The 20192-nt window shown below is 36.7% G+C and carries 17 protein-coding genes; 4 read left to right on the plus strand and 13 right to left on the minus strand.

Translation table 11 applies throughout. The annotated features are described in order from the left end of the window. The first annotated feature begins 16 nt into the window (after positions 1-16). The 4 genes from ABH960_RS21920 to ABH960_RS21935 all read left to right on the plus strand — a co-directional run bounded on the left by ABH960_RS21920 (position 17) and on the right by ABH960_RS21935 (position 6782). Positions 17-1987 (plus strand): FtsX-like permease family protein, encoded by a 1971-nt coding sequence (locus tag ABH960_RS21920; RefSeq protein ID WP_404448424.1) that lies wholly within the window; start codon positions 17-19, stop codon positions 1985-1987. Between the two features lie 79 nt (positions 1988-2066). Continuing rightward, complete coding sequence (locus tag ABH960_RS21925) at positions 2067-4025, plus strand: FtsX-like permease family protein (RefSeq protein ID WP_404448426.1); 1959 nt, start codon at positions 2067-2069, stop codon at positions 4023-4025. A gap of 19 nt (positions 4026-4044) precedes the next feature. After that, positions 4045-4797: an ABC transporter ATP-binding protein gene (locus tag ABH960_RS21930; protein ID WP_002164884.1), complete on the plus strand. Its 753-nt coding sequence runs from the start codon at positions 4045-4047 to the stop codon at positions 4795-4797. Next, complete coding sequence (locus tag ABH960_RS21935) at positions 4794-6782, plus strand: FtsX-like permease family protein (RefSeq protein WP_404448428.1); 1989 nt, start codon at positions 4794-4796, stop codon at positions 6780-6782. The genes ABH960_RS21930 and ABH960_RS21935 overlap by 4 nt, the downstream gene beginning before the upstream one ends. Before the next feature lie 54 nt (positions 6783-6836). On the opposite strand, the gene ABH960_RS21940 is transcribed toward ABH960_RS21935, so the two are convergent. From ABH960_RS21940 to menB, 13 genes are all read right to left on the minus strand, one after another. Beyond that, positions 6837-7055 carry a YjcZ family sporulation protein gene (locus tag ABH960_RS21940; RefSeq protein ID WP_016127572.1) on the minus strand — a complete coding sequence of 73 codons (219 nt, stop codon included), beginning with the start codon at positions 7053-7055 and terminating at the stop codon, positions 6837-6839. 179 nt (positions 7056-7234) lie between these two features. Beyond that, positions 7235-8560, minus strand: coding sequence for a gluconate permease GntP (gene gntP / locus ABH960_RS21945; protein ID WP_002143553.1), 1326 nt, complete (start codon positions 8558-8560; stop codon positions 7235-7237). A gap of 65 nt (positions 8561-8625) precedes the next feature. After that, a complete protein-coding gene (locus ABH960_RS21950) occupies positions 8626-9351 on the minus strand; it encodes a GntR family transcriptional regulator (RefSeq protein WP_002015828.1) in 726 nt (241 codons plus the stop codon). Next, complete coding sequence (locus tag ABH960_RS21955; protein ID WP_404448431.1) at positions 9351-10367, minus strand: sugar kinase; 1017 nt, start codon at positions 10365-10367, stop codon at positions 9351-9353. Before ABH960_RS21955 ends, ABH960_RS21950 begins: the two co-directional genes overlap by 1 nt. Next, the gene (gene dagF, locus ABH960_RS21960; RefSeq protein WP_002191030.1) at positions 10360-11115 is read right to left on the minus strand and encodes a 2-dehydro-3-deoxy-phosphogluconate aldolase; all 756 of its coding nucleotides are present in this window, start codon (positions 11113-11115) and stop codon (positions 10360-10362) included. The genes ABH960_RS21955 and dagF overlap by 8 nt, the downstream gene beginning before the upstream one ends. Before the next feature lies 1 nt (position 11116). Next, entirely contained in the window at positions 11117-12220 is a 1104-nt protein-coding gene (locus ABH960_RS21965; RefSeq protein WP_404448433.1) for a DgaE family pyridoxal phosphate-dependent ammonia lyase, read from the minus strand. After that, a complete protein-coding gene (locus ABH960_RS21970) occupies positions 12198-13298 on the minus strand; it encodes an amidohydrolase/deacetylase family metallohydrolase (protein ID WP_016120965.1) in 1101 nt (366 codons plus the stop codon). The genes ABH960_RS21965 and ABH960_RS21970 overlap by 23 nt, the downstream gene beginning before the upstream one ends. A gap of 276 nt (positions 13299-13574) precedes the next feature. Then, on the minus strand, positions 13575-14435 hold the full coding sequence (locus ABH960_RS21975; protein WP_002167478.1) for a D-Ala-D-Ala carboxypeptidase VanY: 861 nt from the start codon (positions 14433-14435) through the stop codon (positions 13575-13577). Between the two features lie 82 nt (positions 14436-14517). Next, on the minus strand, positions 14518-15624 hold the full coding sequence (locus tag ABH960_RS21980; protein WP_404448435.1) for a HAMP domain-containing sensor histidine kinase: 1107 nt from the start codon (positions 15622-15624) through the stop codon (positions 14518-14520). Beyond that, the gene (locus ABH960_RS21985) at positions 15617-16315 is read right to left on the minus strand and encodes a response regulator transcription factor (RefSeq protein ID WP_113938199.1); all 699 of its coding nucleotides are present in this window, start codon (positions 16313-16315) and stop codon (positions 15617-15619) included. The genes ABH960_RS21980 and ABH960_RS21985 overlap by 8 nt, the downstream gene beginning before the upstream one ends. Before the next feature lie 246 nt (positions 16316-16561). Beyond that, complete coding sequence (gene menC / locus ABH960_RS21990; protein WP_404448437.1) at positions 16562-17668, minus strand: o-succinylbenzoate synthase; 1107 nt, start codon at positions 17666-17668, stop codon at positions 16562-16564. Next, positions 17669-19114 (minus strand): o-succinylbenzoate--CoA ligase, encoded by a 1446-nt coding sequence (locus tag ABH960_RS21995; RefSeq protein ID WP_113938200.1) that lies wholly within the window; start codon positions 19112-19114, stop codon positions 17669-17671. A gap of 210 nt (positions 19115-19324) precedes the next feature. Then, positions 19325-20143, minus strand: coding sequence for a 1,4-dihydroxy-2-naphthoyl-CoA synthase (gene menB / locus ABH960_RS22000; RefSeq protein ID WP_002089233.1), 819 nt, complete (start codon positions 20141-20143; stop codon positions 19325-19327). Between the last annotated feature and the right edge of the window lie 49 nt (positions 20144-20192).

Below are 20192 nucleotides of genomic sequence, written 5' to 3' on the forward strand. Positions count from 1 at the left end.
TCGGGAGGTACTTATTATGACATTTTGGCAATTCGCATTCAAAAATGTAACGCGCAACTCAAGAGCTTATTTTGCTTACTTTATAAGCAGTTCCTTTTCCATTGCTGTTTTCTTTTCATTCGCTGTTTATTTGTTTCATCCAAAATTACAAAATTCCACTATGATCTCTGAAATTTCAGGATTAATGATTTTTTCAGAAGTTGTTATTGTTTTGTTCTCGTTCTTTTTTTTACTCTATTCAATCGGATCGTTTTTAAAGGTTCGTAAAAAGCAATTTGGGATTTTAACTGTTTTAGGTATATCAAAAAAGCAATTACATCGACTCGTTTTCACTGAAAATATGCTAATTGGTATTTTATCTATCTTTTTCGGTATGCAGTTTGGATTTGTATTTTCACAATTTTTCTTATTAGTGACAGCGAAAATTACACACCTACCAGGGATATATTTATATATACCTACGAATGCTTTCATTTTAACAACGATTGTGTTTCTTGGTCTCTTTATCGCTGTATCTGCATTCACACCAATGCTTATTCGAACAAAAAAAGCAGTGCACCTTTTAAAAACAAACAATGTAAAACAAAAAGAAAGAAAACCATCCATATCCATTTCTCTATTTGGTGCTATCTGTTTATTAGGTGGTTATATTTTAGCTGTAAACCCTAAATATTTTTTCTCAATAAACCCGCAAGTAGGCGTTATATATATGGTTTCAAGTATTTTTGTGATTCCAGCACTTGTTACAATTGGGACATATTTTTTCTTTTCTCAAATTAGTTTCTTACTTATTTATATTTTAAAGAAAAGAAGAATTTTTTATATGAAACGTATTAATATGCTTTGGATTTCGGATTTAGCAAGTCGTATTCGCACGAATATCAATATGCTTTTTATTGTAGCGATGCTATCTACAATAGCCTTCACAATGATTACATTTCTATATGGATTTGGAAAGTTTACAAAGCTAGATGTTACGAGAAGTTCACCTTTTCCATTTTCTTATTTTTCATATGACGCAAATCCTTTTGCTAACAAGCATTTAACTTGGCTTGAACAGCAGTTACAAAAAGAAAATTTCTCTTATAAAAAGATAGAAGCTGATTTATATGAAACACCACTGAAAGAAGATGAAGGTATAACGGCTTACAATGACGTCTATGCAATGAAACAAAGTGACTATAATAAACTTGCAGCTTCCCTACGAATGAAACAACTATTCATGAGCGATAACGAAGCATATGTCTTAAGCAATAGCGCTTATTTCACCTTATTTAGCCAATTTGAGCCAAGCTTCAATAGAAAATCCATTACACTTTCTAGCACAAATACGATATTACAAGTAAAGGGCTATGAACAAGCAGGGGCCATTCCATCTAACTTTTCATATCAAACTTTAATTTTACCTGATGTTGTTGTAAACAACTTACCAAGTACAACAAAGCATATATCAGCGTACAATTATAACGTACAAAATTGGGAAAAGACGTATAAAATTGCTAATGATTTTATGAAAAAAATACAAAAAGATCGACAGGAATTCCAATACGAAGGCCCCCTTATCCGCCCCTATGAATCAGCAGACTCATTATATAGAATCACATCAGGAAGTGCTGCATACTTCCTAATCGGGACATTCTTAGGTGTCATTTTCTTTATTGGAGCAGGTAGCGTTCTTTACTTCAGAATGTATACAGATTTAACAAACGAACAAGAAAAATATGTAGCAATTTCAAAAATTGGTGTAACAAATGCAGAGATGAAACGATCTGCAACCATTCAACTTAGCATTTTATTTTTCGTTCCATATGTTATGGCATCCATTCATACAATGTTCGCAACAAAAATGCTTCAAGATGTAATTGATTTATCACTATTCAAAGAAATTTCAGCCGTTCTTATTATTTTTGGCATAGTTGAAATCGTCTTTTTCTTATTCATTCGTTCCTTTTACATGCAAAAGTTATCAGAGTATACGAATGGTTAAGTTTTATGAATATATTAGTACAGGAAAAGGGTATCTCTTATATCCTTTTCTTCTTCACTCTATTAGGAGGTTTAGGTGAATGACATTTTGGCAGTTTGCCTTTAAAAACGTAACAAGGAACGCCAGAGCTTATTTCGCCTATTTTGTAAGCAGTGCGTTTTCCATTGCAATTTTCTTCTCGTTTGCAGTTTATTTATTTCATCCTAAATTGCATATGACAGGCGTGAATGCTGCTCTGAACATATTAATGACAATCTCAGAAGTTGTCATTGTATTCTTTTCATTTTTCTTTTTACTATATTCAATCGGTACTTTCTTAAAAGTACGAAAAAAACAGTTCGGGATTTTAACAGTACTTGGCATATCTCCAAAGCAGTTAAAGAGGCTTGTATTTCTAGAAAACATGTTAATTGGTGGCCTATCCATATTTTTCGGCATTCAATTTGGCCTTGTCTTTTCACAGTTCTTTTTATTAGTTACCGCCAAAATTACGCATGTGCCTGGTTTATATTTATATTGGTGGCCTACAGGTGCTATCATTTTAACTATAATTATCTTTCTTGGACTCTTCATTCTCGTATCATCTTTTACACCGATGCTAATCCGTACGAGAAAAGCTGTACGTCTTTTAAAAGAAGGAACAAAACAAAAAGAAAGAAAAGCATCCGTACTCATCTCTCTATTTGGTGCGATATGTTTAATATCTGGATATGTTTTAGCAGCAAACCCGCTATATTTTATTTCACTAGGAGATATCGCTGGGCTTTTGTACGCTGCCTCCTGTATATTTGTCATCCCATCACTTGCTGCAGCTGGGACATATTTTTTCTTCTCACAAATTAGCTTCTTACTCATTCGCATATTAAAGACGAGAAGAAAATTTTATATGAAACGTATTAATATGCTTTGGATTTCTGATTTAGCAACCCGTATTCGGACGAATATTAACATGCTCTTTATTGTGACGATGTTATCGACACTCGCTTTCACAATGATTACATTCTTATATGGGTTTGGGAAATTCACAAAGTTTGATGAAATAAGGCAAAACCCTTTCCCGTTTACTTATTTATCACATACTGAAAATACGTTAGCTGATGAACATTTAAATTGGTTAGAACAAAAATTTAACGAAGAGCATTTTACTTATAAGAAATTTAAAACGGATATATATGAAGTATCTTCGGCGGAAGAAAGCCCGCAGCTCTATTATGCAATTAAACAAATTGACTATAATATACTGGCTAAGGCGTTAAATTGGGAAACTCTCACAGTGAATAAAGACGAGTCTTATATATTAATTAAAGATTTAGATGCTCAAGTCATTGGAACGCTTCATAATAAGGAAAAGAAAAACACTCTTACACTTACTCAAAACTCTTTACCATTGCAGGTTAAAGACTATACAAGTTATAGCCCGTTCCCAATTGGTTTAGTACCTCAATTAATCGTACTATCTGATGAAAATGTAGAAGCATTATCATCTATTTCGAAAAAAATGAGTGTATATAGCTTCAAAGTTATGGATTGGGAAAAAGCATATAATATTGGTTCAGCATTTATAACAAAAATCGCTAACGACAATGCGGCGATTCAAGCAGAACATCCACCGTTCCACGCAAGTGAAGCAAGTGACTCTTTATACAACAAGAAACTAAATGTTGCTTCCTTTTTCTTAATCGGAACTTTCCTTGGCGTTATTTTCTTTATTGGTGCTGGCAGTGTTCTTTACTTCCGAATGTATACAGATTTAACAAATGAGCAAGAAAAGTATATAACGATTACAAAAATTGGTTTAACAGAAACTGAGATGAAGCAATCTGCTACAATCCAACTTGCTATTTTATTCTTCGTCCCTTACATTATGGCATCCATCCATACGATGTTTGCGACAAAGATGCTACAAGATGTATTAAATCTCTCGTTCTTCGCTGAAATTACAGTCGTGCTTATGATTTTTGGAACGGTTGAAATTCTCTTTTTCCTTTTAATTCGTTCCTTTTATATGCAAAAGTTATCACAACATATTAAGTTTTAAAAATAGAAAGGTGATTATTATGGAAGAGGTATTACACATAAAAAACGTCTCAAAAGTGTATGAAGGAAAAGTCCCTCATACTGCTTTAAAAAATATAAATTTACACGTAGATAAAGGTGAATTCGTTGCGATTATGGGACCATCCGGAAGTGGGAAATCCACATTTTTAAACGTTATTTCGACTATCGATTCACCTACTTCTGGAGAAGTCGTTATTAACGGAAAACAACCGCATACATTCCGTAGAGAAAAGTTAGCTATTTTCCGCCGCCAAGAGTTAGGTTTTGTTTTCCAGAACTTTAACTTATTAGATACACTAACAATTGGTGAAAATATCGTATTACCTTTAACGCTAGATAATGTTCCTTTAAAAGAAATGGACGAAAAACTCGATAACATTTCAAAAAAGCTTGGAATTGATCATATTTTGGACAAACGTATTTTTGAAGTTTCTGGAGGACAAGCACAGCGTACTGCAGTAGCACGTGCCGTTATTCATAACCCTTCTCTTTTACTAGCTGATGAACCGACAGGAAACTTGGACTCAAAAGCAGCTATCGATGTAATGGAACTATTTACGAAGTTAAATAAAGAAGAAGATGCAACAATTTTAATGGTTACGCACGATCCTTTTGCAGCTAGTTATTGTAACCGTGTTATTTTCATTAAAGATGGTGGGCTTTACAATGAACTACACCGCGGATTATATCGCGAGAAATTTTATCAAGAAATATTAGATGTCCTAGCATTACTAGGAGGAAGACGTGGATGACATTTTGGCAATTCGCATTTAAAAATGTCTCTCGTAATTCTAAAGCATATTTCGCCTACTTTGTAAGTAGCGCTTTTTCTATCATGGTTTTCTTTTCATTTGCTGTTTATACGTATCATCCGCGCCTACAAAATGTTCAGAGCTATCAAGAACGAGATACCCTGATGAACTTAGCTGGTTCAGCACAGTTTGTCATTGTCTTGTTCTCATTCTTCTTCCTGCTTTATTCACTTGGAACATTTTTAAATGTAAGGAAGCAACAATTCGGGGTATTAACCGTTCTTGGTATATCAAAAAAACAATTAAAGCGACTTTTATTTACTGAAAATATGATAATTGGAATACTGGCTATTTTTGTTGGTATACAAGGCGGGCTTGTGTTTTCTAACTTTTTCTTACTAGTTACTTCTAAATTAACAGGTGCGAAAGGCCTCTACTTATATTGGCCTACAAAGGCAATTATCGTTACAACATTAACTTTTATTATTTTATTTTTCATCGTTTCTACATTTACACCGATGTTCATTCGTACTCGTAAAACAATTCGACTAATTAAAGTTACTAAAAAAGAAACGGAAGAAAAAAGACCATCAATAATAATCTCGTTGTTTGCCTTAACTTGTTTAGGACTATGCTATTATATTGCTGGTTATCCGCAAGGCTATGTAACGGAAAAAAATGTACAAAATGGATCTGTATTCTTTATCATATTATCTATTTTGCCACTCGTAGTAATCGGGACATATTTTTTCTTTTCACAAACATTTCTTCTCTTCATCTTCATTTTTAAAAAAAGAAGAAAGTTTTATATGAAACAAATAAATATGTTATGGATTTCAGATTTAGTTGCTCGTACTCGTAGTAATATTAATGTACTTTTTATCGTTTCTATGTTGTCTGCACTTGCATTTACAATTATTATTGGGCTGTTTGCTGCTAATAACAATACAAAGGCATCGGTATTAGAGCGATATCCTGTCCCCTTTACGTATACATCAGAAGGTGAAAATCCCCTAGAACAAAAGCACATTACTACAATTGAAACTGAGCTTACAAATGCTAATTTTCAATACCATAAGTATAAGTTTACAGTTTTAAAAGATACAGCTTTAAAAGATACAGCTTTAAAAGAAGAGATTGCGCTTATGAAAATGAGTGATTATAACTCGATTGCTAAGCAATTACAGAGACCAGAAATAGCTCTTGATTCTACACAAGTTTATATTATTTCTCGTCATTCACCAGCGCTCTTAAATCTTGTATCAAATCCATTTGCAAAACAAGATACAATTGCAATCGGATCTAATAAAAAAGAATTTCATATTAAAGGATTTATTAATAAAGGGATAGAAGCATCCTTTGCATTCCCCCATTTAATTGTTGTACAAGATTATGTTTTTGACAATATGATTCCTCATATTGAAACGACCGTAATCTATAACTACTTCGTAGAAAACTGGGAAAATGCAATGGTTCCAACAAAAAATATGTTACGTGCTATTGGTGATGATGCACGTGAGTTCTACGAAAAACATAAAGAAAAGAAAGCGCAAGTTCCTTTCTACATATATACGGCTACTGATGAACTAGTTCACGGTAAAGAAGATGCAATTGCTAATTTCTTTATTTGGGCATTTCTCGGCTTTATTTTCTTTATCGGAGCAGCTAGCGTTTTATACTTCCGTATGTATAACGACTTAACGACTGAAAAACAAAAGTACATTACGATTACAAAACTCGGCTTAACAGAATCGGAAATGTTTCGTTCTGCAACGATTCAGTTAGGAATTTTATTTTTCATTCCTTATATAGTTGCTGGTATTCATACAATATTTGCGATTAAGTTTTTACAAAGCATGTTTTCTTTCTCTTTATTAAAAGAATTAATCATTATACTTACGTTGTTCGGGATTATCGAGATCATTTTCTTCTTCTTAATCCGTTCTCTGTACATTAGTAAATTATCACAGCATATAAAAATATGAATAAAATGGCCTTGTGCATATTGCACAAGGCCATTTTCAATAGTTTTTAAATAATTAGCAGCAATATCCACCATAGCCGCCGCCATAACCGCCGTAACCACCATAACCGCCACCATAACCGCCGCCTCCGCCGAAGCAGCTAGCACCGATAATGATTAATAAAATAAACAATACGATTAGAAGCGCAAAACCGCCTCCGCAGCCACGTCTGCGATCGAAATCATCACATCTGCGGTCGCAATCATCATGTCTGTGTTCACACTTTTCGCCCATTATTCTATTCCTCCTTTAGTATCATTCATAACAAGTTCTTCTTGCTCTAAATGAGGGGATTCCATTTATATTATGTTTTCAGGGCAAATCGGAAGCTTGGCACTCCTAAAAACGGGCTTGTTTCATGAAAAGAGCCCCAACACAAAAAGAGGATACCTTTAAATAGGCACCCCCTTCTTCTAAACAAACATATTAAGTAAAAGCGCAAAGCCGAATGCAATAAATGATAACAATGTCTCCAGCACCGTCCACGTTTTAAACGTTTCTTTTACTGTCAAACCTAAATACTCTTTTACAAGCCAGAATCCTGCATCATTTACGTGAGAAAACATTAATGAACCTGCACCGGTTGCAATAACGAGTAATTCTAAATTTACACCAGACATGTGCTGAATAACCGGTGAAACAATTCCAGCTGCTGTCGTTAATGCTACAGTAGCTGAACCTGTTGCAATTCGGATTAATCCCGCTACCATGAACGCTAAGACGATTGGTGATAATGAAATATGTTCTGCCATTTGAGCGATGGCTGTTCCAACGCCGCTTTCAATTAATATTTGTTTAAATCCACCGCCTGCACCAATTATTAAAATAATGGAACCGACAGGTAGTAAACTTTCATCTGTTAATTTTTTAATCATCTTTTTATTAATTCCTTGTTTTATACCAAGCAAATAAAACGCTGCGAAACATGAAATAAGTAAAGCGATTACCGGACTTCCTACAAATACTAAAAATTCAGTTATTTTTTTCGGTAATGAAATATATGGTGCGACTACTGATAAAATCATTAAAACTACTGGTAATAAAATGATAAAGAATGAAGCTTTACGACTTGGCAAATCAGTAGATACTGTCGTAACTCGAACAAGCTCCGGTTCATTTTCAGGTATAACCCTCTTATGTACCCACTTTGCAAATACCGGTCCTGCGATAATTGCTGTTGGTAACGCGATAATTAATGAATACAATAGTACCTTTCCTAAATTCGCGTTATAAATCCCGATTGCTGTCATCGCACCTGGATGCGGCGGCACTAGCCCATGTACAATCGATAATCCAGCAATAACAGGTAAAGCAATTAACAATATATTTTGTTTCGTTGTTTTTCGAATTGAAATAACAAGTGGTAATAAAATGACGATTCCCACTTCAAAAAACACTGGAATCCCTATAACAAATCCGGCGAATAACATAGCCCAAGGTAATTTTTTCACCCCGAAGAATCGAATGAAGAAATCTGCAACTTGCATGCCAGCCCCTGAATCAGACATCATTTTCCCTAAAATTGTTCCGAGAGCCAAAATACCAACTAAATGTCCTAGTACACTACCAACACCAGTTTCATAGGCAGTAACAATTTTGGTCAAGTTCAACCCAGACATAATAGCTAAAAATAGACTAGCAACTGTTAAACTAATAAACGCATGCCATTTCCACCATGATACCCCTAAAATAACAATTGCGATCGCAATTAACGTGACGATTAATAAGTATATATCCATATCCCATTCCCCTTCGATATGAAATTTTTTTACAAAAAAAGAGGGAATTGGTCCCTCTTCACTTTTTAAACATCATAATTTACAACGTAATGCTGCATTTCCGTATTGTAGTAGCCTTCACTATATTCAATTACTTCGCCAACTTCATCGTAAGAATAGCGCATACGTTTTAATAACGCTGTTCCCTCTTTTTCTCCTAACGCTTCTGCAACGAAATTAGGCGCAAATCCAACAGCGAATTCATCTCTGAAGTTTTCTAAATGTATACCACGGTCCTCGACTAGATCATAAAGCGATTGTAAGTCAAAGTCCGCTAAGTCTGTACTTGCCATTTGTGCTGAAAAATAGTGCGTATAATGAATGTACGGAGTATCATTTAAAGCATATAGACGCTCAATACGAAAACTCTCTTTGCCAAACAAACGAAATGGTACTGTTCCTTCTTCATTATGAACCACTTCTGCCTTTAGCAATTTCTTTTGTACTTTATAGCCTTCTTCCACTAACACTTCTGTAAATTTCTTTCCCTTTGAAAGCTTTGTCGCAGAAGTATTTCGAATGACTTTCGTTCCTTTACCACTTTTCTTTTCTAAATATCCTTCTTGAACGAGTTCTTTAATTGCGTTTCGCACTGTAATTTTACTCACTTTGAACTCTTCTTCTAATTGTGGTTCAGAAGGAATATTTGTATGAATGGCATAAACACCATGTAATATTCGATCACGAATAATATTTTTAATTTGTAAATATAATGGACCTCTTTTTCTCGTTACGTTCACCGTTACACCCACTACCTTTCTACATCACCTACTGATGCCGTCATTGCCCGAAGTATATCTTTCTCTGATGACATTGGCGTATCACCGACGATTGTATGTGCAAGCATTCCAGCTGCTGACGCAAATGAAACAGCTTTCTCTGGTGCAAACTCTTCTATCTCGCCATGAATAATTCCGCTCGTATAAGCATCTCCAGCACCTATTCTATCATATACAGAAAACGTAAGTGTTTTGGCAAAAGTGAACGTCCCATCTTTACATATGAATCCGCGAAGTGAGTGTGTATTATCGCTATTAATAGAACGATGTGTCCCAGAAATTGTAGCGATATTATATATTTCAGCGACTTTTGGAATAAGATCAACAAGCTGTGCTTCTCGCTCCGTCTCTTCCGTTTTCATTCCGAGAACGAACATTGCATCTTTTTCGTTCATCATTACAATATCAGCTAGCCCTAACATTTCTTCATAATGCGGTTTCGCCTGTTTATATCCATCTTCTCCCCAAAGCGATGGACGATAATTGCAATCAAAGACAACAGTGCCTCCATTTTCTTTAACTGCCTTCGCCAAAGATTTCATATGATGGCGCACAGTATCATTCATCGCAAGGGTAATCCCGCAAAAATGAACGATATCAATTTCTTTTGCGATTTCTTCAAATTGGTACATCTCTTCACATGCCGTATTGAAACTACTTTCTAATCGGTTCGAATATGTAACGCGGCTTGCGCGTGCTCCAAATCCATTTTCTAAAAAGTACATACCAACATATTTACCGCCTCTTGAAATAAACGGTGCTTGAATGCCTAGTTTTTGAATGTGCGATACCGCCGCATCTCCAACCGAATTTTCCGGTAAAGTTGAAATAAGAAGCCCTTCATGCCCTAGATGAGAAAGTGCTGCTGCAACGTTCACACCTGTACCTGAAAATGAGTAATTTAATGAGTTTGCTTGCGATAGCAATTCATACCCTGGCACTTGCAGGCGCATCATAACTTCACCGAATGCTGCAATTTTCTTACGCATATTGATCAACTAACTTCTTCACGACCGCTAGTAATTCACGAACATCTTCTGTTTTCGTATTGCCAGTTTCTTTATCAATAATAGAAGAGTACACATGCGGGATAACTTGCTCTACGTTTGCTTCTAATGCAATACGTACAATTGTTTCAAAGTTTTCTTTATCAATTCCGCCCGTTGGCTCTAATGCAAATCCTTCTTCCGCACATGCTTTCGCAACAGCGCGATATTCTTCTTCATGCGCTAAACCTTTCATTGGGAAGTATTTCAATGAATTCCCGCCCATATCACGTACAAGTGCGATCGCTGTTTTAATTGGAACGATTGCTTTTTCTTCTCCAGCTGCACTAATTGGACCAGTAGAAATATTTACGTACCCTACTTTTCCTGTTGGTGATACTAAACTATTAATCCAGCTATCTTTTCCGCCAAGATTTGCACGTGTTGCTCCAACTGAAGGGAACACTTGGTTAATATGGCTACCTGGATAATGCTTCGCAATTTCAGCTACAACTGCTGCTTGGCGATTATCTCCTGCTCCTAGTCCGATTGATACAGCGTCATCAATTTCTTTTCCGTATGCTTTCATCGCAGTTACTGCTTCTTCTACTGTTGGATAATCTTTTGATAACACTCCAACGACTACATAACCTTCTGCTGCCTCAAAGATATCTTTCGCATTTCGGGTATTGTTCGCTAATACATTTAATGCTACGCGGCCTTTATAAAAACGTTTTTGAATGTTTGTCATTTTAGTTTCCCCCTACAATTTCTCTCATTTTTTCTTCAATTACATGTATGTCATCACCTTGAAGTGGGCGTGGATCAATATCAAAGAATCCTTGTCTTACTCCGTAATCACGTGTGTAAATTGCGATTTCCCCTTCGCGTAATGCTGTTACAACGTCTTTTGCTGATTTATTTAACTCGTTCTCGTTAATATGAATACGTGCTCTAAAGATTGCTCTTCCTGCCTCATCTTGAACGATCGTTACATTTACACCATTTAATTCTTTTAGCGGCATAAGTACTTGTAATAACTCTTTTTCTTGTTCACTCTTATCTTCTTTTACTCCGTACTCATCAAGCGCTTGAAGTAAACCGAAAGTTGTTTCTTTCCCAACTTTCATACTTCTACCACTGCAATGTAATTGCACTTTCAGCCACTCGATATATTTTCGTTTCCCGCCGACAATACCAGAAGTAGGTCCTTCAATTGCCTTTGAACCGCTATAAATGGCTAGGTCTGAATACTTCACATATTTTTGAATATCTTCTTCTGCTGCTGCATCAACGATAAGTGGTACATTATTTCGCTGCGCTACTTCCCACGCTTCTTCAACAGAAATCATATTTTTTTGCACTGCATGATGTGATTTCACATAAAGAATAGCTGCTGTATTTTCGCCAATTGCATCTTCAATATGCTCCGCTTTCCCTTCATTTGCGTAACCTACTTCAACGAGCTTACCGCCGCCTAAATAAATCATCGTTTCAACAGGAGCACCGTATTGAACGTTATGACCTTTTAACATAATCACTTCGTTTTTCGCGATTACTTCTTGATGAAGTCTTTCACTTTTACGGCGATTTCCTTCTGTAACGATACCAGCGATAGAAAGCGCAATTCCGCTTGATGCTGAATTTACAACAACTGCTGCCTCTGAATCTAGAATTCTCGCAATATGGTCTCCCGCTTTATCTACTAAATCAGCAATTTCTACATAATTTTGTCCACCATGTTTCATCGCATCCATAACTGTATCTGTAGGAGCGGATACACCTAAAATACTCATTCTACCGCTCGCATTAATAACTCTTTTTAATCCGTACCTAGCATTCAATGAATGACCCATTGATTACAACCCCTTTCGTATCAATTCTTATTTCAGCAATGCGCTGATCCCCTTCTGAATCAATTAACGTAATCGGTTCATCTTTCACCGTAAATAAAGTTAAGTTTGCAATATCGCCTTCTTGAATACGACCAAGCTCTGGTTTTTTCAGCCACTCTGCCGCATTTTTCGTAACTGCATCAATTACTTCTTCTAGCGGATAACCTAGGTAAAGGAATTTCGAAAGAACGTTAGCCATACTGTAAACTGGACCGTGTATACGATTCTTCCGGTAAATATCTGTACTAATTGTATTAAGGGCAATGCCGTAACGCTTCGCTGCCTCTGCTACTTTAAAAGAAAAACTAGCATTACCATGCCCAACATCTAAATGAACACCGCGTTTCACTGCATCTAATAAAACAGATATCGGTTTTCCTTCTTCATCAAATAAATTATTTTCTTTCCCGTTTAAGTAATGTGTAATGACATCATCTTTTTCTAAAAGAGGTACAACTTCCTCTATACGCGGAGGAGCTGAACCGATATGTACCATAATCGGTAATGATGTTTCACGAGATAAAGAACGCGCTACGTGCAGCGGTTCAATTCCGCTATCACAAACGACACTTTTACTCATTCTCGCCTTTAATCCAACGATTACATCTTTATACTTTTCTACTGCATCTATTACTTTCTCTTTATCTATCCATTCCATATTGGATAATTCATCAATTCGTTTCAAACCGATGCGAGAAATATTTAAAAAGGCAAATAAATTCGTTTTTGCCTGCTCTCTACTTTGTACTAAATCTGCAATACGATCAGCTCCGCAGCTACCCGCATCAACAATTGTCGTTACCCCTTGCTTAACGCCAATTTCATCTACCTCATCGCCATACGGATCAAACTCTGGAAAAGCATGAACGTGCAAATCAATCCATCCACTCGATACGTAAGTACCTGAGTAATCAAGAACCTTTCCACCCTCGCCAGCACCAGCTTTCGTCACCTGTGCGATTTTATTATTTTCAACTACAATGTCAATCTCTTCCCCGTTCACACGCTTCACATTACGTAGCACGAATCGTTCTGTCATTGTATTTCCACCCTTTTCTATAAGAAGCCATAAGAATACGCTTACATTAAAGTTTCATTTTATATCTCTTTCACATATTTAGAGTATCACGAAAAAAAAGAAAAGTAAATATAACGTTATAATGTTTAATGGTAAATAAAAAAACAATCCACAAAATGTTGAGAGTACAGGAAATTATATCAATGATTCGACAAGGAATATCGATTTACCGACAAAAAACGGCAATCCATTTCTTATATGCCAAAAGACTGACCCAAAACGGACCAGCCTTTTTCTCTATTCTTGAACAGTCACAATAACCCCGTCCATATTGTTCCCCGAAATTTCATACTGCTTATTCACCGGAACATTCACGTTCATACGATCTGAAACTTTATAATAAGAAACCGTATATTTCTTACCTTCAACCTCAGTTGAAACTTCTTTTTCCTCTTTTAAGAAGTCCAAATATTCCTCTAACGTAATCTTCTTTTTTTGCATAATTGCGCTATGTGGTAAGCCGACATAACGTATGTGCCACGGCTCATATTGAATGCCCGTAATGTTACTTTTATTTTTCGGATAACGTAAAACAAATCCGTGCTTCCATACGTTCTCTTCAATCCATTTTCCTTCAGGAGCTTTCTCCATTTTCTTTTGAGTAGACCCAACGTCGAGTGATAAACCTAAATTATGTTCACTATATCCTGCTGGAAGTGCATAATCAGATCCCATTTCTTTATATAATTTACTTTGTTCTTGAAAATCTCGGTAACCGCTACTCATTAAGAAATGCTGTACTCCATCTTTCCCAGCTGCATCGACAACGTTCAAAAACTTTTTTACAACACCCTTTGATAAGCGAAGATTTCTATCAAATATTACATAGCCTCTTACTAATTCACTATTGTGATTTACATTTATAATATCGGACCTAACACTATCTTTTTTAACCGGGTAATCTTTATTAACTAATAATAGATCACCTTTATAAATTTGTTCCTCTGTAACCTCTATCTTTTCAGTGTTCGCGGCTTTTACTTTGTTATCTTTTTCTGCAATTTTAACATCGATCTCCTTTTGAAATACTGGTAATATATAAAAGCCTACACATGCTGTACATACTATAAAAAGAGAAATAAATACCCACTTTTTCATTTCTAGTTCCTCCTTAACGTAACTTACGTATAGAATAGAAAAAACTATTAAAATAAAAAGTGGGGTAAAGTTTAAATTTTTATTAAATTGCTTTGCTCTCTTCTTTTGGTAATCTCACTTCAAATATCGTTCTAATTACGTTACTTTCAGCAGAGATTGTCCCATCATGCTGTTCGATAATATTTTTTGCGATAAATAGCCCAAGGCCTGTTCCGCCCTGTTGCTCTGACCTGGCCTTATCACCTGTATAAAACATATCAAATAAATATGGTAAATCCTCTTCTGGAATGCTATCTCCGTAATTAATAATTTGTACAACTACCTCTTCATGATCAATATATCCGTTCACATCAACAAACTTTCCATCGTATCCATAGCGAATCGCATTCGTTAAAAGATTTTCAAATACTCGAGCTAACAATTTCCCGTCACCGTTAATAGGTAAATGCGAATCCATATTCAATCTCGCTTCTAAACCTTTTTTTTCTAATAACGGATATAATTCTTCATCTAACTGTATAAGTAATTCACTTATATCAATTGGTCTTTTTTCAATTTGCAGCATGCCATAATTCATTCTCGTTATTTCAAATAATTCATCAATTAAGATTTCAAGCCTTTCGGATTTCGTAAAAGCAATTGTGGAAAAATGTTTAATTTGTTCCTTCGTCAAATTCTCATCTTTAAGAATTAAATCTAAATACCCTAAAACAGATGTTAGCGGCGTTCTTAAATCATGAGCTAAGTTGACAATGAGCTGATCTTTACTACTTTCCGCAAAGTCTCCTCGTTCAACCGCTTCTTTTAATTTTTCACTCGCTACATTAATTTCGCGTGCGATATATCCAAACTCATCATTTGATGAAACACGAACTTGATTTGAAAAATCTCCGTTCGCAAGATGATGAATCCCGTTCGAAATCTCATCAAAATATTTTAAATACGGTCTAGTAAGAAAGAAGAAAAACATAATGGACAGAGGAATAAATACAGTTAAAAAGAAATTAATGTCCCCAATTTGTCTTACCATTGAACGAAATTGGGCTAAAGGATCCTCATAACGAACTGCTAATTTATAATAGAGACGTAGCCCCTCATAAATCAAATACGTTACGCCACCAGCTAATATCATACTTAACGCAAATAGCATAATCATCTTCGAGCGAAAGCTTCTCATCGTTTTAGCCATTGAAAGTATAACCTACCCCCCACACTGTTTTTATTAACTTATCCTTTCTTTTATCTTCCCCAAGCTTTTTTCGCAAAGTACGGATATGTACCATAACTGTATTTCCACTTTCGTAATACCCTTCAGCCCATACTTGCTGAAAAATATTTTCCACACTGTACACTTTCTTCGGATGACTTGCTAATACATATAAAATATCAAATTCTTTTGGTGTTAATTCAATTGGCTCTCCGTACACATTTACTGTTCTTCGCTCAGGATCAATAGCGACTCCGCCTATTTCTAAAGCAGATTTATTCTCCGCTACTTTCGGCTGATTTAACGTAAGAAATCGGCGTAATTGTGCATTTACACGTGCGACTAATTCAATCGGTGTGAAAGGCTTTGTCATATAATCATCTGCACCTAATACAAGACCTGTCACTTTATCAAAATCAGATGTTTTCGCACTTAAGAAAATGATTGGCATGTGGTGCTTGCGGCGAATCTGCCTCGTCACTTCATATCCATCCATTTTCGGCATCATAATATCTAAAACCACTAAGTCAATTGGCTGAGTTTGAATAATATGCATGGCTTCTTCTCCATCAGCTGCTTTAACGACGTGGTAACCCTCTTTTTCTAAATGTATCTCAATTAAATCAGCAATTTCCGCTTCATCATCAGCTATTAAAATTGAAATGCGCTTCATTTTAGTCCCCCTACTTTATTCTGTTTTCATACGCTCGATTTTAAACTAGTCTATCCAATTTGTACAATAAGAAAAGGCTACCCGTAAGAGTAACCTTGATAAATGAAATTATATCGGCGATTTTCAAAATATATCAACTGTAATTTAAATTATATCGGCGATTTTTTAAATATATCGACTTACCGAAAATTAACGACAAAATCATCCCGCTATTTGCAGGTAGTCAGTACTAATAAAAGCTCCCATTCATCGCTCAAAAATAATCCGCTGCTTTGTTATTTCTTCCAACCTGCCTCGATCTACTTCATACTCACGTTCAATACTTTGCGGTACCCTTACTTTTCCGCCTTCAAGCATCACTTCCGGTGAAATAATATCCCTCTCCCAATGTCTACTAGAAGCAGATATATCTCCAGGAATCATAAAGTTTGGCAATGAAGCGAGTGCAACATTTTGAGCTCGTGAAATCCCCATTTCTACCATGCCACCGCACCAAACTGGTATGTTATGCTCCATACAATAATTATGGATTTGAACGGACTCTGTTAATCCGCCCACTCGCCCTGGTTTAATATTAACGACGCGGCAACTGCCAAGCGTAATCGCAACACGTGCGTCTTCTAAACTATGGATGCTTTCATCTAAACAAATCGGTGTTTCAATTTTCTTTTGCAACTGTGCATGATCAAGAAAATCATAATCCGCTAACGGTTGTTCAATCATCATAAGTCGGAATTCATCTAGTCGTTTCAACTTCTCCGTATCCGCTAATGTATAAGCTGAATTTGCATCAGCCATTAACGGGATATTCGGAAACTCTTTACGAATTTCTTTCAGTAATTCGTAATCATGTTCTGGCTTTATTTTCACTTTAAAGCGCTCGTATCCTTCTTCCGCGTACTTCTCGATTTGTTTTAGCATAACCGGAATCGTATTGATCCCAATCACAACGCCGACTTCAATTTCAGACCTATTTCCGCCAAGCAATATCGCTAACGACTGCTTTTGACGATTCGCATATAAATCCCAAACAGCACCTTCAATTCCGGCCTTTGCCATTCGGTTTCTCTTTATATGTTGGAACAAAGACGGTACTTCATTCGGATGAGAGATTTCAGCTTTCAATAAATCCGGTAATAAAAAATCCTGAAGTACATGCAGCGCTGTCTTCACCGTTTCTTCCGTATACCACGGTTCAGAAAATGCAACGACTTCACCAAAACCAATGTATCCATCTGTATCTTCTAATTCAATGACGATACTTTCACGCTTTTCATAAGTCCCGTAACTTGCCGCAAACGGGATAATGAGCGGCATTTCCGTTATATAAAGTGTCGCTTTTTTTATTTCCACCTACATCTCCTCCACTAATTGTCTTAACTCTCGTCTTAACAATTTCTTCGAAGCATTTCGTGGTAATTCCTCTAAGAAACATGCTTTCTTCGGCACTTTATATTTCGCTAATTTCTCTTCGCAAAAACGAAGAATTTCTTCTTCTGTTACGTCTCCACTTTTTACAACAAAAGCAGCTGGTACTTGTCCCCAACTTTCGTCAGCCATACCGACAACCCCCGCTTCTACTACCGCCGGATGAGAGAGCAATACTTCTTCAATTTGAGCTGGATATATATTTTCTCCGCCAGAAATAATTAAATCACTGCGTCGATCTAATACGTATAAAAATCCTTCCTCATCTAAATAACCGAGGTCACCAGTATGAAGCCATCCATTTCTGATCGCCTCATGCGTCGCATCTTCACGGTTAAAGTAGCCACCTGTTACGTTCGGTCCTTTTACTACAATTTCTCCTTCAGCACGGGGCGGCACAACTACGCCGTCTTTTTCAATACGAAGCTGACACTGAAATAGTGGTTTTCCGGCTGATCCTACTTTCGTTAACATATAATCTGCTGTTAACGTACAAATTTGCGATGATGTTTCTGTCATACCGTACGTTTGATACACAGGAATTCCTTTTTCCACACATGTTTCTAATAACGGCTTCGGTGCTGGTCCTCCCCCAAGTAACATGCATCGTAAAGAAGATGGATATGTACCTTCGCCAAGTCGTTCTAATAAATCTGTTAGCATTTTAGAAACGACAGAAATAATCGTAACGCCTCTCGTTTGAAGTGCTTTATGAATAAAATTAGCATCATATTTTGGAACGAGTAAAATGCGCATACCGTACATAATATTTTTCATTAAAAGAGATAACCCGCCAACGTGGAACATTGGCATACAAGCTAACCAACAATCATCATCACGAAGCCCTAAATTAAGCGAAGAACCGACTGCACTTGCCCAGTGGTTACCGTACGTTAAAACAACGCCTTTCGGTTTCCCTGTCGTCCCTGACGTATAAATAATTGTCATCGCTTCTTCTAAAGAGAATTCTTCTTGTATAAATGCTTCCGCCTTCGGTCCTTGCATCACTTCAGCAAATGAACATACTGGAACATTTTCCGTCTCAAACTCTTGATCCGTCACTAAGCAAACAACTTCCGCATCATCCATTTGCCAAAGTAGCTCTTCTCTTGAAAGACGCGTATTTAAAAGCACAGCTACTGCACCTATGTAAGATAGGGCGTGAATAACTGTAATCATCTCCATACCATTTTTCATCAGAACAGCCACCTTTTGCGCCCGCTTCACTCCTACATGCGTGAGGTATTCACAAACAGATACTACTTTTTCATGTAACTGCACGAAGGTAACCTTCTCTTCCTCTATTTCAATTGCAGTGCGATCAGGTGTTAAAAATGCACGTTGCATTAACCAATTCGGCATAGTCTCCATCACTCATTCTCCTTTCATGAAAGAAAGAGACCTGATATGACATCAAGTCTCTTAGTTGTTTTGTTTCCGGTTTTGATCTTTGGTCTCATCCAGCTACAGCGGCTAGAATGTTCGGTGGCTTCACTTCTTCCTACGAGGCAAAAAGCGCCTCTCTGTCAGAAGTTCCATCCCCCTCACATTCTAAACGAACCGCTTCCGCTTTTGGTTTGATCACGGGAAACGAGGGAATTGACCGAAGTCCGGAGTGCGTTTTTCTTTGAACGCGTCGCGGCCTTCTTTTGCTTCGTCAGTTGTGTAGTACAATAACGTTGCGTCTCCAGCTAGTTGTTGAATACCAGCTAAACCGTCTGTGTCTGCGTTGAATGCAGCTTTTAGGAAACGAAGTGCCATTGGGCTGTTTGCTAAAATTTCTTGTGACCATTGTACTGTTTCTGCTTCAAGTTCTTCTAATGGTACTACTGTGTTTACTAAGCCCATATCAAGTGCTTCTTGTGCACTATATTGACGGCATAGGTACCAAATTTCACGAGCTTTCTTATGGCCTACCATACGAGCTAAATAACCAGCTCCGTATCCACCGTCAAAGCTTCCGACTTTAGGACCTGTTTGTCCGAATACAGCGTTGTCTGCAGCGATTGTTAAGTCACATACGATATGAAGTACGTGTCCACCACCGATTGCATAACCTGCTACCATTGCGATAACCGGTTTAGGGATTGCGCGAATTAGACGTTGTAAGTCTAATACGTTTAAACGTGGGATTTGGTCGTCACCTACATAGCCACCATGACCGCGAACTTTTTGGTCGCCGCCAGAACAGAATGCACGTCCACCTTCACCTGTTAAAATGATAACGCCAACATTTGCATCATCACGAGCGTGTGCAAAAGCATTGATTAACTCCATTACCGTTTTAGGACGGAATGCATTATGTACTTCAGGGCGGTTAATCGAAATCTTTGCGATGCCATTGTATGTTGAATAAATAATATCTTCGTAATTGCCTTCTTTTACCCATTCAATAGTCATTACTATTACCTCCTTTTATATTTCTGATCTCCGCTATAAGTGCAACTTC

Source organism: Bacillus sp. RC252 (genome assembly GCF_044909215.1).
Taxonomy (GTDB): domain Bacteria; phylum Bacillota; class Bacilli; order Bacillales; family Bacillaceae_G; genus Bacillus_A; species Bacillus_A mycoides.